Source organism: Thermocatellispora tengchongensis (genome assembly GCF_014202315.1).
Classification (GTDB): Bacteria; Actinomycetota; Actinomycetes; order Streptosporangiales; family Streptosporangiaceae; genus Thermocatellispora; species Thermocatellispora tengchongensis.
The window spans coordinates 60,894-74,085 of sequence record NZ_JACHGN010000016.1; the positions used below are offsets into that span (position 1 = coordinate 60,894).

The 13,192-nt window shown below is 71.3% G+C and carries 10 protein-coding genes; 1 reads left to right on the plus strand and 9 read right to left on the minus strand.

All coding sequences use genetic code 11. The features are described 5' to 3' along the window. Nucleotides 1-175: 175 nt before the first annotated feature. The 4 genes from HNP84_RS32680 to HNP84_RS32695 form a co-directional block, all read right to left on the minus strand. Nucleotides 176-2,416, minus strand: a complete 2,241-nt coding sequence (locus HNP84_RS32680) for a family 78 glycoside hydrolase catalytic domain (RefSeq protein WP_312926310.1) — start codon at nucleotides 2,414-2,416, stop codon at nucleotides 176-178. A 215-nt stretch (nucleotides 2,417-2,631) separates the two neighbouring features. Continuing rightward, a complete protein-coding gene (locus tag HNP84_RS32685) occupies nucleotides 2,632-4,965 on the minus strand; it encodes a glycoside hydrolase family 3 C-terminal domain-containing protein (protein WP_221337049.1) in 2,334 nt (777 codons plus the stop codon). Then, nucleotides 4,962-6,107, minus strand: coding sequence for a serine hydrolase domain-containing protein (locus HNP84_RS32690; protein WP_185053811.1), 1,146 nt, complete (start codon nucleotides 6,105-6,107; stop codon nucleotides 4,962-4,964). Before HNP84_RS32690 ends, HNP84_RS32685 begins: the two co-directional genes overlap by 4 nt. A 157-nt stretch (nucleotides 6,108-6,264) precedes the next feature. Further along, nucleotides 6,265-7,086 (minus strand): helix-turn-helix transcriptional regulator, encoded by an 822-nt coding sequence (locus HNP84_RS32695; protein WP_185053812.1) that lies wholly within the window; start codon nucleotides 7,084-7,086, stop codon nucleotides 6,265-6,267. Nucleotides 7,087-7,141: 55 nt separating this feature from the next. Here HNP84_RS32695 and HNP84_RS32700 point away from each other — a divergent pair, with 55 nt between their 5' ends. Further along, nucleotides 7,142-8,719 carry an AMP-binding protein gene (locus HNP84_RS32700; RefSeq protein ID WP_185053813.1) on the plus strand — a complete coding sequence of 526 codons (1,578 nt, stop codon included), beginning with the start codon at nucleotides 7,142-7,144 and terminating at the stop codon, nucleotides 8,717-8,719. A gap of 80 nt (nucleotides 8,720-8,799) precedes the next feature. Here HNP84_RS32700 and HNP84_RS32705 read toward each other — a convergent pair whose 3' ends face one another. From HNP84_RS32705 to HNP84_RS32725, 5 genes are all read right to left on the minus strand, one after another. Next, nucleotides 8,800-9,786, minus strand: coding sequence for a LacI family DNA-binding transcriptional regulator (locus HNP84_RS32705; protein WP_185053814.1), 987 nt, complete (start codon nucleotides 9,784-9,786; stop codon nucleotides 8,800-8,802). Nucleotides 9,787-9,873: 87 nt separating this feature from the next. Further along, nucleotides 9,874-10,866: a family 1 glycosylhydrolase gene (locus tag HNP84_RS32710; RefSeq protein WP_185053815.1), complete on the minus strand. Its 993-nt coding sequence runs from the start codon at nucleotides 10,864-10,866 to the stop codon at nucleotides 9,874-9,876. 32 nt (nucleotides 10,867-10,898) lie between these two features. Continuing rightward, a complete protein-coding gene (locus tag HNP84_RS32715) occupies nucleotides 10,899-12,131 on the minus strand; it encodes an RNA polymerase sigma factor (protein ID WP_185053816.1) in 1,233 nt (410 codons plus the stop codon). Continuing rightward, entirely contained in the window at nucleotides 12,128-12,451 is a 324-nt protein-coding gene (locus HNP84_RS32720; RefSeq protein ID WP_185053817.1) for a YciI family protein, read from the minus strand. Before HNP84_RS32720 ends, HNP84_RS32715 begins: the two co-directional genes overlap by 4 nt. A 35-nt stretch (nucleotides 12,452-12,486) precedes the next feature. After that, the gene (locus tag HNP84_RS32725) at nucleotides 12,487-13,095 is read right to left on the minus strand and encodes a dihydrofolate reductase family protein (RefSeq protein ID WP_185053818.1); all 609 of its coding nucleotides are present in this window, start codon (nucleotides 13,093-13,095) and stop codon (nucleotides 12,487-12,489) included. Nucleotides 13,096-13,192: the final 97 nt, after the last annotated feature.

Consider the following 13,192-nt stretch of genomic DNA (forward strand, 5'->3'; position numbering starts at 1 on the left):
GAAGGCGATCCCAGTACGCGTCTGCCATGTCTTTCCACTCTTCCTCTCCGCCGCCTGGGGCGGCCGTTAGGTCACGTCGGCGCTGCTCCGGCGCCACCCGCCCGAGCCGGGCCTCGCTCAGGGTGCGGGTCCGTGCGAAGGCGGCGGGGTCCACTGCGATTGCGGGTGCGGGAGGTCACAGGGCGCTGGGGAACGTGTGGGCGCCTCCGGTCACCGTGTGGCGGGTGCCGTCGGGCAGGACGACGTCCGCCTCGATCCCCTCCGGGACGTGGACCTCGACCTCGAACCCCGCGTCCTGACGGCGCCAGCCGCACTCGACGCGGCCGTGGGGCGTGTTCAAGGTGCCCCGCGCCCAGTCGAGGCCCGGGCCGGGAGTGGGCTGCAGCAGGACGCGGGCGTAGCCGGGTTCGGCGGGGCGGATGCCGGCGACCGTCTTGTAGAGCCAGTCGACGACCGCGCCGAGCGCGTAGTGGTTGAAGCTGGTCATCTCGCCCGGGTTGACGGTGCCGTCGGGCAGCAGGGAGTCCCAGCGTTCCCAGATCGTGGTGGCGTCCATGGTCACGGCGTAGAGCCAGGACGGGCACCGCTCCTGCAGCAGGAGCCGGTAGGCGTCGTCGATGTGCCCGGTCTCGGTGAGGGCCCAGGTGACGTAGGGGGTGCCGGCGAAGCCGGTGGCGACGTGGTGGCCGTCTGCCCGTACGAGGGCGGCGAGCCGGTCTCCGGCGGCCTGGCGCGGCTCGCCGTCGAGCAGCCCGAAGTGGATGGCCAGCGCGTAGACCGTTTGCGCGTCGGAGTGGATGGTGCCGTCGTCGTGCACGTAGTGCTTCAAGAAGGCCTCGCGGGTGCGGCCGGCCAGGTCGCGCCAGCGGCGGGCGTCCTGATCCTCGCCCAGGATGGCGGCCGCGTCGGCGGCGAAGGAGGCGCTGCGGTACAGGCAGGCCGTCGCGACGACCCCTGTGTCGGCTTTCGCCTGGTGGGGCCGGTCGGGTGGCGCGGCCGGGTCGAGCCAGTCGCCGAACTGGAAGCCCTGGTCCCACAGGCCGGACGGGGAGAGCCGGGCTTCGACTCCCTCCAGGTGCCGGACGATGGCGGGGTAGTGCTCGGCCAGGCGGTCGCGGTCGCCGTACGCCTGCCACAGGCTTTCCGGCACCCAGACGGCGGCGTCTCCCCAGATCGCGGTCGGCCCGAGCATGGGTTCGCTCTTCGCGCGGACCTCTGCGGGCGCGAGTTTCAGCACGTTGGGCACCACGAACGGGACGTATCCGGAGTGTTCGGTCTCCACTGCGAGGTCGAGCAGCCAGCCGTGCAGGATGTCGGCGCAGTCGAACTGGTAGCAGGCGGCCGGTGCGTAGACGGCGATGTCGCCGGTCCAGCCGAGACGCTCGTCGCGTTGCGGGCAGTCGGTGGGCAGGTCGAGGAAGTTGCCCTTCTGGCTCCAGGCGGAGTTCTCCACCAGCCGGTTGACCAGCGGGTTCGAGCACTCGAACGTGCCGGTGCGGCGCATGGCGGAGTGCACCACGACGGCCTCCAGGTCGTCCGCGGTGACGTCGATTCCCGACACCTCGGCGTAGCGGAAGCCGTGGAAGGTGAGCGTAGGCTCGAAGACGTCCTCGGGGCCGCCGGACAGCACGAACGTGTCGGTGGCGCGGGCGCCGCGCAGCGGCCGGGTGGCCAGTTCCCCGTGCTCCAGGACTTCGGCGTGCCGGACGGTGATCTCGGTCCCGGCCGGGCCACTCGCTCGCAGCCGGATCCAGCCGACGAGGTTCTGCCCGAAGTCCACGAGGGTCTTCCCGCTGGGGGATGACCAGACGCGCACCGGCCGTAGCGTCTCGTGCCGGGTGATGGCCGGCTTCGTCTGCGGCACCAGCGTGGCGCGGTCGAAGTCGGCTGTGCGGACGGGCAGCCGCTCGCCGGATGGCGGGCGGGCGTCGATGCGTACCCCGTCGTACAGGCTGTTCTCGGTGACCTGGGAGCGGCGCGCGCTCCAGTGCGGCCCGGTCACCAGCACCTGGGTGGCGCCGTCGCGGTAGGTCACCTCCAGTTCCGCGACGAAGCCGATCGAAGGGCCGTAGTCCAGGTTCAGGCCGGCGAAGCCGAGGCCGCCGCGCCACCAGCCGTTGCCGAGGAGCACCTCGACATCGACGGTGTCGGCGATGTGGGCGATGTCGGCGATGAGGTCGGTGACGTCGTGTTCCTGCACCTGGAGCCGCCACTCGTAGGCGCTCCAGCCGGGGGAGAGGACGGCGTCGCCGACGGCGCGTCCGCCGATGCGAGCCTCGTATACGCCGTGGGCCGTAGCCCGGAAGACGGCCCCCGCCACCTGCGAGGCCGGCTGGTCGAGCGCGAGCCGGGCGCTGAGCACGAGGGCCGTGCCGCGTTCCGCATCAGCGGTGATCATGAAGGCGTGGTCGAGCACGCTGCTGTCTCCTTTCGTTACACGCACTACGCCGCGTCGAGCACCGCTTTCAGCGCGGAGACGATCCGCAGGACGTTGCTCGCGGCCTGCCTGCGGTGGGTGAGATAGCCGTGGGCGGCACCGACAGTGCCGCGCCACCCGACTGCGGCTCGGTCACCGTCTCGGCGAAGGCCGCCACCACCGGCCCGAACCGCGCCTCGAACGTACCCCCGGCCTCACTCACCGGATGCCTTCCTCGCGCAGGCGGGCCGCCAGGCGGCCGAGGATGGCGTGCGCGACGTCGAGCCCGACCAGGTTGAGGCGGCCGGTGGAACTCGTGGTCGCTCATGAGGTTTCCTTCCGCGCGGCGGCGGCGAGTGCGGTGATGGCGTCGGAGGTGAGCCCGAGGACGGGCCCGGCGAACTTGGCGAGCGGGATCTGGGCGACGGCGGACAGCACCAGAGGATCGACCTCATCGAGCTTGACGGCACCGGGATGCTCGGTGAGCCGTTTCCGGAGCAGATTCCCACCGACCGGATGGTCGAGCCACTCGCCCAGGAGGACGCGCCGGTCAGCTCGTCGGCTACGCCGTCGCCCGGCGTGTGCAGCTCGGCCCGCAGCCGGATGTCACGGGAGGAAGCGCCCACCTCGACCGTGAACGCGCCCGGGTCGATGCGCCAGCCGCCCCGCTTCGTGGAGTACCAGGCCAGGTCGCGGCCGGTGAGCCGGAACTCCGCCCGCGCCGAGGCGCCGGGCGCCAGCGCCGGCTTGGCGAAGCCGCGCAGCTCGTGCCGGGGCCGGGTGGGATGCGGCTCGTCGAAGGCGACATAGAGCTGGACGACCTCCTCGCCGTGGCGGGAGCCGGTGTTGGTGACGGTGACGCGGACCGTCCAGGCGTTCACACCGGTCTCCTCCACCTCCAGGTCGGAGTAGGAGAAGGTGGTGTAGCTCAGCCCGTGACCGAACGGGTAGGCCACCGGCAGGTCCAGGGTGTCGTAGTACCGGTAGCCGACGTAGCGGCCCTCACCGTGCACCGTGTGGCCGTCCTGCCCGGGAAAGTGCAGGTAGGAGGGGACGTCCTGGAGCTGGAGCGGGATCGACTCGGTCAGCTTGCCCGACGGGCTGTGCGCGCCGAGGATCAGGTCGGCCAGCGCGATTCCGCCCGCCTGGCCGCCGAGCCAGGACTCCAGGATCGCCTGCGCGTCGTCCCGCCAGTTGCTCACCGAGACCACCCCGCCGTTGGCCAGCACGACCGCGACCTTGCGGCAGACGGCGGCGATCGAGCGCAGCAGGTCCACCTGGCAGCGGGGCAGCGAGATGTCGGTGCGGTCCCGCCCCTCGGTCTCCGACTCCTCCGGCAGGCCAAGGAAGAGCAGCACGATGTCGGCCCGGGCCGCGTGGGTGACGGCCTCCTCCGTCATCGCCGGGCCGGGCTCGCCGGTCAGGGTGTAGCCGGGGGAGAAGGTCAGCTCCAGCTCGGGGCCGGCCGCCTGCCGCAACGCGTCCCAGGCGTTGTCCAGGCGGGTGGGCGTCACGCGGGAGCTGCCGTGGCCCTGGTAGCGCGGGGTGCGGGCGAACTCGCCGATGACCGCCACCTTCAGCCGCGCCGCCGGGTCGATCGGCAGCAGGCCGTCCTCGTTCTTCAGCAGCACCGCGCCCGCCCGGGCCGCCTCACGGGCCAGCTCGTGGTGGGCGTCCACGTCCCAGCCGTCGAAGCGCTCCGCGCGGTCCACGCGTTCCTGCAACCGCAGCCCCCGGGCGGCGGCGGCCGCGACGGACGCCCGCTCCAGGCTGCCCTCCTCCACCGCCGCCGTGATCCGGCCGTCGGTGCCGTCGGGCGGCATCTGCAGGTCGAGACCGGCGGCCAGAGACGCGACCCGGTCGTTGACCGCGCCCCAGTCGGACATCACCAGGCCGTCGAAGCCCCACTCCTCGCGCAGCACCTGCGTCAGCAGCCAGGGGTTCTCGCAGGCGTACACGCCGTTGACGCGGTTGTAGGCGGCCATCACGGTGTACGGCCGGGCCTGGCGCACGATGTGCTCGAAGGCCGGCAGGTACAGCTCGCGCAGCGTACGCTCATCGACGTCCGCGCTGACACGCATCCGGTCGGTCTCCTGATTGTTGACGGCGAAGTGCTTGACGCAGGCGCCGATGCCCAGGGACTGGATGCCGTCGACCAATGCGGCCCCCATGACGCCGCTGACATGCGGGTCCTCGGAGAAGTACTCGAAGTTGCGCCCGCACAGAGGGCTGCGCTTGATGTTGATCCCGGGGCCCAGGACCACGTCCACGCCGAGCGCCGCGGCCTCCCACGCCATAGCGGCGCCGATGCGGTGGACCAGCGCGGGATCCCACGTCGATCCGGACGTGACGGCGGGCGGGAAGCAGGTGGCGGGCACGCCGGCGGACAGCAGCGACCCGTCCTGTGGCCGCCTCAGCCCGTGCGGGCCGTCCGACAGGCGCAGCGCCCGGACGACGTCGCGGACGGCCTTGGTGGTCCAGGCCGTGCCGCCCGAGGTGAGGGAGGCCTGCTCGGCGAGGGTCAGCTCCGTGACCCGGTCAGACGTCATGCCCACTGCGCCGCCTCCGACTCGATGGCGGCGTGCCGCCGGGCGTCACGCAGCAGGTCGCGGTCGAACCCGTTGACGAGGAGGCAGAACGACAGGCCCGTGGCCGGGTCGGCCCAGGCGGACTGGCCGCCCGCCCCGCCGTGCCCGAACGCCCGCGGCGACACCCGGCCGCCGAACGGCCGCAGCGGCACCTCGACGCCGAGTGAGGGGATCTTCAGCGCCGCGCCGTCGTCGGCTCCGGCGATGATCAGGCCGATGCTCCGGTTGGCGGCGGCCCCCATCCGCATCGGGTCCGGTAAGGCGTTGCGGATCTCTCCCGTGGCCATCGCCAGTACGTCCGGCCGCCACAGCCCCGCGGTGTTGTGCAGCAGCTCCTGGTAGAACAGGGCCACACTGGCCGCGTCGGAGAAGGCGTTGGCGCCGGGCACCCCCGCTGCCACCACTTCCGGGTCGTTGGCGACGGCCAGTGTCCTCGCCGAGTCGGCGTCCAGGGCGGTCTCGTCGACCGGCTGCCCGAACAGCGCCTCCAGCACCTCCATCGAGCGGGTCCCGGTCGCGGTGACCCGCTTCAGGTCGGCCTGCCGCTCCACCGGGACGCCCAGCTCCAGCCGGTCCAGGCCCAGCGGGTCGAGCACCCGGGCCCGCAGTGCCTGCCGGAAGTCCTGGCCGGTCACGCGGTGGATCACCTCCGTCAGCACCCAGTGCGCCGAGGTGGCGTGGTATTCGTAGCGGCTTCCTGGCGGCCATTCCAGCGGCCACGCCTCCATCTCGGCGGCCCGTTTCTCCCGGGAGGCGATGGCGTCACGGGAGATGACGGCGGCCGGGAAGCCGCAGGTGTGCAGCAGCACCTGTTCGAGGGTGACCACGTCCTTGCCGTACGCGCCGAACCCGGGCCACACCTCGGCCACCCGCGTCCCGAGCTCGATCAGGCCCTCATCGAGCAACTGCCACACCAGCGAGGCCACGACCGGCTTGGTGGCCGAGAACAGGCAGAACCGGTCGGAATCACGGGCGTCACCGAACGACTCGAATGCCAGGATCTCACCGTGCCGGGCGACGGCGAACTGAACGGCGGGCCAGACGCCGTCATCGACCGCCTTCTGGATGTGGTCGCGCATCGAAGCGCGGCCGGTGGGGTTCATCGCATCTCCTCGCACAGACGGCACGCCGATCTCGACGGAGTTACTTATACGTCTCAGTGTTCCTGAGAGAGCAACTTAACCCCGGGTGAAGCAGAGGACAAGAGGGTGTTGAAACGTTTTTAGCCACATTCCGGAAACAGCCGCGACACCTGCGACATCAGGGCAGGCGGCCCAGCCTCCGGGCGATGACCACGGCCTCATGCCGGGACCCCGCGCCGAGCTTGCCCATGAGGGACTTCATGTAGCTCTTGACCGTGAACGTCGTGAGGCCGAGCGCCGAAGCGATCTGCGCGTTCGTCAGGCCGCCCGCCACCAGCGCGAGCACATCGTTCTCGCGGGGCGTCAGCGTGAGCGCGGGCGGCCCGGCCTCCTGATCGGTGAACCGGTCGGCCTCTCGCAGGAGCTCCTCGCGGATCACCGGATCGGCGGTCCGGGCGGCGAGCAGGCGCAACTGCGTGTAGGTGTCGCGCAGGGCCGCGCGCAGCCGGCGGTTCTCCTCGATGACCGCCGCCTCGCCGCCCTGCGGCGGCTCGATGGTCTCCAGCGCGTGCGCGACGACGAGATCGTGTTCGAGCGTTCTCGTCTCACCGGCGACGACGTCGTAGATGCGGCCGCCGATGATCTGCGTGTCGCGGAACGCGGCGTAGATGACGGTGACCGTCCGCTTGGCGACCACCACCGGGACCGCCACCATCGCGCGCAGTCCCTCGGCCTGAATGATGCGATCGTACTGGTGCGTGATGTGCGGAGCACGGACGTAGTCGTTCACGACCACGGGCCGCTGGATCGAGGCGGCCTTCCCGCCGAGGCCGTGCCCGAAGGACAGCCTGACCCCCGACAACGGACCCACCACCGGGCCGTCGAAGCGTTCGAGGAGCACGCCGTCACGATCGACAGGCCCGGCGAACGCGAGCGAAACCCCGGTCAGGGACCGGATCCTGGCCAGCGTGGCCTGCACCCGCTCGGCCCGGGGCTTCATCGGTACCCTCTTCGGAGGGTACGCGTGTTGACCGTCACGGCGCAGAGTATGGCGCATGCCATACGCGAATCACAGGGCCCATCACTCCTCCGTGCAGGCGCAGATCGAGTCCTGGCGGGCCGCTTTCGGCTCGGCCGAGGCGTGCGCGGCGGAGTTGCTGTGCGACCGGCACGACCCGTCGGCGGTCGCCTTCACCTTCGTCGAGCCCGATCTCAGCGCCCGTGACCTGACCTACGGCGAGCTGGCGGACGCCTCCAGGCGGCTGGCGACGCTGCTGGCGCTGTCCGGCGTCGCCGCCGGGGACAGCGTCGCCGTGCTGATGGGCAAGCGCCGGGAACTGGTGGTGACCCTGCTGGCGATCTGGCGGCTCGGCGCCGTGCACGTGCCCCTGTTCACCGCGTTCGCCACGCCCGCGATCGAGATGCGCGTGCGTGCCAGCGGCGCCCGGCTGGTCGTCACCGAGCCGAGCCAGCAGGACAAGCTCGCCCCCCTCGACGACCTCACGACGCTGGTGGCCGGACCCGAGCTGGACGAGCTCGTCGCCGGCTGCGAACCCATGGGTGACGCGGTGGCCGTCGGGGGAGAGAGCCCGCTGATCCACCTGTTCACCAGCGGCACCACCGGAGCGCCCAAGGCCGTGCCCGTCCCCGTCAAGGCACTGGCCTCCTTCGCCTGCTACATGCACTACGGTCTGGACGTCATCGCCGAGGACGTGTTCTGGAACGCCGCCGACCCCGGCTGGGCCTACGGCCTGTACTACGGCATCCTCGGGCCGCTGGCCACCGGCCGGCGCAACCTGCTGCTGAACGCCGGGTTCACCGCCGAATCCACCCTCGCCGTCTTCAAGGCGTTCGGCGTGACGAACTTCGCCGCCGCGCCGACCGTCTACCGCGGCCTGCGGCGCAGCGGCGAGGTGGACGGCCTCTCCCTGCGCCGCGCCTCCTCGGCCGGCGAACCCCTCACCCCCGACATCACGGCCTGGGCCCCGGGCGCGCTCGGCGTCGAGGTACGCGACCACTACGGGCAGACCGAGCACGGCATGGTGATCGTGAACGCCTGGCACCCCGACCTCGCCGAACCCGTCCGCCCCGGGTCGATGGGCAAGCCGCTGCCCGGCTTCACCGCTTCCGTTCTCGACGGAAAGGTGGTGCTCGACGTCACCGCCAGCCCGCTGATGTGGTTCACCGGGTACGCCGACGCGCCCGACAGGACCGCCGAACGGTTCACGCCCGACGGGCGCTGGTACCTGACCGGCGACGCGGGGTCGGTGGACGACGACGGCTACTTCTTCTTCTCCTCCCGGGACGACGACCTCATCCTGATGGCCGGCTACCGGATCGCGCCCTTCGACGTCGAAAGCGTGCTGGCCACCCACCCGGCCGTCGCCGAGGTGGCCGTGACCGGACGGCCCGACGAGCTGCGCGGCGAGGTCGTCGAAGCGTTCGTGGTCCTGGCCGACGGGGTCGCCGGCTCGCCCGAGCTGGCCGCCGAGCTGCAGCAACTCGTCCGTACCGGCTACTCCGCCCACGCCTACCCGCGCCGCGTGCACTTCGTGGAGGCGCTGCCGAAGACCCCCAGCGGCAAGATCCAGCGCTACCTCCTCCGTCAGGCCGGCGTACCTGGCCGACCCTGACCCTGCACGAGCACCGTCTCGCCGCCCCGGCCCAACGGAGGATCACCGTGTTCCGGCACTGCCGCCGATCAATCGGCAGCTCAGGCAGAGCGGCGGATCACCAAGGTCGCGCTCTCCGGCGGCGCGGGGCGGCGGGCGTCCGGTCTTTCCAGGCCGGTGAGCACCGTGTCGGCCAGTTCGGCGGCGACGGCCTCCATGTGCTGGTTGATCGTGGTCAGGGGCGGTTCGGCGAAGCGGGCCATGGGGGTGTCGTCCACGCCTATGACGGCCAGGTCGGCGGGGGCCGCCAGCCCTGCGGCGCGCAGCCCGGCCAGCAGGGCGATGGCGACCTCGTCGTTGAAGGCGCACACGGCGGTGACGCCTTCCTCACGCCAGGCCCGCGCCGCCGCTGCCGCGGCCTCGGTGTCCAGCGCGACTTCCCGCACCGACGGAGAAGCGAGGCCGTGGTCGGCGCAGCCCTGCCGGACTCCTTCCAGGCGTGGATCGAGGAAGGCGCGCATGCGGGCATCGGCTGGAGCGGCGTAGCCCACCCGGACATGGCCCTGCGCCACCAGATGCTCGATCTGCATCCGTCCGACGCGGACCTGTCCGCGTGTCATCACGTTCGGCTCGCCGTCGCTGTCGCCCCAGACGTTGACCACGTAGGTGCCGGCGGCGCGCATGTCCGCGCGGTGCTGCTTGGCGACGGGGGCGAAGGAGACGACGGCGGCCGGTGCCAGGTCCTTCCACAGCGTGGCGACGGTGCGTCCGCTCTCGATGCGGGTGACGACGCTGAGGCCGTGACGTTCCAGGCCGGCGGTGAGGTATTCGATCAGCTCGATGGCCGTGGAGCCCAGCGGCAGGTCCGGCATGAGCAGCAGCACGATGTCGCTGCGGCCCAGCCGCAGGGTCCGGGCCGCGGCCGAGGGCGTGTAACCCAGCTTTTCCACGGCCGCGAAGATCCGCTGCCGCGTCTCCTCGGAGATCTTCTGATGCGGCACGTTGTTGAGCACGTAGCTGACCGTCGTCTGCGAGACGCCGGCCTCTTTGGCCACGTCGATGGACGTGACGCGCCGCGCTTTGGCCATCGAGTCTCCCTGGTCCCGCCTGCCACCGTGCTGAATCGTATCAGCGGAGGGGAGCGGGCTGCTCACGTGCCTCTGACCGGCACGTGGTCAGGATCGGCCGGTGTCCAGGCAGGCTCCGTTGGTCGCGGCCACCCGCCCCAGATAGCGCAGGCTCGGCTTCGGGGCACGGTCGAAGGTCTGGCGGTCCACGGCGACCAGGCCGAACGTCATGGCGTAACCGGCGTGCCATTCCCAGTTGTCCAGCAGCGTCCAGTGCAGGTAGCCCAGCACGCCGGCGCCGTCGGCGATGGCCTCGGGCAGGCCGGCGAGGGCCTGGCGGATGTGGGCGATGCGCAGGTCGTCATCGGCGGTGGCGATGCCGTTCTCGGTGACCAGGACGGGCACGCCGGTGAAACCGGCCGCGAGACGGACGGCGTTCCCCAGGGCTTGCGGGTAGTACTCCCAGCCGGTCTGGAAGGTACGCTCGGTGCGGGCGGCCTTGAGAGGGCCGTCCGGGCCGAAGACCATGCGGGTGTAGGTCTGCACGCCGACGAAGTCGTCGTCCTTCGACAGCTCCAGGAACGGCTCCACAATGTGCCGCAGCATCTCCGCGGCCTTCTGCTCGCCGCCCTCGCCCGCCTGGACGTCCTGGAGGGTCAGCGACCAGCCCACGCGGGCCTTCGGCTGGAGTTCCTTGATGGCGGTACGGGCGCGGCGGTGGGCCTCGCAGAGGTTCGCCACGCCCTCGGGGGTGGTGACGGGCAGGGCGAGGGTCGCGGTGCCCGGCTCGCCGCCGACGCGGCGGGCGAAGGCATCCGCCGGGTCCTGCTGCGCGGCCTCGGCCGGGCCGCCGTAGGCGAGCAGGCCGGTCGCGGCCAGCAGCGCGCCCACGTTGGGCTCGTTCAGCGTGACCCACCACGTGACCTCGCCGGCGAAGTGGCTGACGACGCGGCGGCAGTAGCGTTCGAACAGCTCGGGCGCCTCGGGCTGGTTCCAGGCCCCGTCGCGGGCGAACCAGGCGGGCACGGTGAAATGGTTGAGCGTGACGACCGGAGTGAGGCCGCGTTCGTGGCAGGCGGCGGCCATGCGGTCGCCCTCCAAGTCTGCGAGCACACCAGGCCGGGCCGCGGGCGCTACTGCAGTTGGTCGCGGCGGCGGGTGAGGTAGGCGGTCTCGCCGGTGTTGCCGGCCAGCTCGATGGCCCGGTCGTAGGCCGCGCGTGACTGCTGACTTCGGCCCAGCCGGCGCAGCAGGTCGGCGCGGGTGGCGTGATAGGCGTGATAACCGGCCAACGTCTCGGCGAGGCGATCGACGATGGCCAGTGCCACCTCCGGCCCGTCGAGCTCGGCCACGGCGATGGCCCGGTTGAGGGCGATGATCGGCGAGGGGTCGAGGCGGACGAGCTGGTCGTAGAGGGCGAGGACCTGCGACCAGTCGGTGTCGCGGATGTCGCGGGCGGAGGTGTGCACCGCGTTGATCGCGGCGAGGATCTGATAGCGGCCCGGAGCCACCCCGGCAGCGGCAGCGGCCAGGCGCTCGCGTACCAGTCGGTGACCTTCGGCGATCAGTTCCGCGTCCCAGGCGCCGCGGTCCTGCTCGGCCAGGGGGACCAGTTCGCCGCCGGCCGAGACCCGGGCCGGGCGGCGGGCCTCGATGAGCAGCATCAGCGCCAGCAGGCCGGCCACTTCTCCGTCCTGCGGCAGGAGCGCGCGGATCAGGCGGGTGAGCCGGATCGCCTCGGTGGTCAGGTCGTGTCGTACGGGATCGGTGCCGGGGCCGCTCGCCAGGTAGCCCTCGTTGAAGACGAGGAACAGGACGGCCAGGACGCCGGAGACGCGTGCCGGCAGATCGCCGACGGACGGCATCCGATAGGGGATGCGAGCCGCCTTGATCTTGGCCTTCGCGCGGGTGATGCGCCGCTCCATGGTGGTCCCCTGCACCAGGAAGGCACGGGCGATCTCGGGCACGGTCAGACCGCCGACCATGCGCAGGGTCAACGCCACGCGGGCTTCCATCGCCAGTGCCGGGTGACAGCAGGTGAAGATCAGCCGGAGCCGGTCGTCGTCGATGGCGCCGACAGGCTCGGGCGGGTCGTCGTACGACATCTGAGCCTCCCTGTGCTTGGCGTCGCGCTTGCTCTCACGCCGGATCCGGTCGATGGCCTTGCGGTTGGCGGTTGTGGTCAGCCAGGCTCCGGGATTGGGCGGCACGCCGTCGGCCGGCCACCGCTCCACGGCGATCGCGAACGCCTCGGCAGCCGCCTCCTCGGCGATGTCGAGGTCACCGAAACGCCTGGTCAGGGCGGCCACCACCCGCGCCCACTCGCCGCGGTGGGCCCGGGTGATCGCCTCCTCGACGTCGCTCACAGGAACGGCCGCACCTCGATTTTCCGATCGCAGACCTTCGACGCCTCGGCGGCGAGCTTGAGCGCCACATCCAGATCGGGAGCCTCCCACACCCAGATGCCGGCGAGGTACTCCTTCGACTCCACGAAAGGCCCGTCGGTGAACACCGCCTGCTCGCCCCGGTTGTCGATGACCGTGGCCGTGTCGGTGTCCGCGAGTCCGCCCGCGAAAACCCAGTAGCCCTCGGCGATCAGTCGTTCGTTGAACGCGCTGATGGCAGGCCGCCTGTCCGTGCTGCCGGGATTGCTCTTGTCATCGATCACGGAAACCAGGTACTGCATCTGAAGATCATCTCCTGTGGTGTCGAGTAGGAACTTCAGGCCGTTGCGTACCGAGGGCGCCCGGCCGGCCGGTAGACCTGGATCGTCACGCCCTTCGAGTCGACCCGCGACTCGACCAGGTCGAGCGCAAGATCCGGACCGGTCTCCGGGAACAGTCTCGCGCCCTGGCCGAGGATCACCGGGATCACGATCAGAGTCATCTCGTCGACCAGGTCGTTCTCCAGCAGCCATTGGGTCAGGATGCCACTGCCGTGCACCTGCAGCTCACCCCCGGGCTTGGCCTTCAGCTCACCGATGGCCGCCGCGAGGTCACCGCGGAGAACGGTCGTGTCCTGCCAGCGCGGCGCGGCGAGCGTGGCCGAGGCGACGTACTTGGGGGACTCGTTCAAGGCCACGCCGATGGGATGTGCGCGCATCTGGTCGATCGATCCCCACGAGCCCGCGAACAGCTCGTAGGTGCGCCGGCCGAACAGGAACGCCTCTGCGCGCTGGTAGGTCTGCGTGATGAACGCCCTGGTCTCGTCGTCGCCCTTCCCCCGGGCCCATCCGCCGCGCTCGAATCCGTTCCTGCGGTCATCCGACGCGGCGCCGTTTCCCTGCATCACTCCATCGATGGTGACCTGAGTCATGGTCGTCAGCTTCATGATCGCGGTTCTTTCGCCGTGGCGCCGCCCCCTGCGGGCGGCCTCACCCCTGCTACGAACACCACCGCCCCGATCCGACACCGCTCCCAAATTTCTC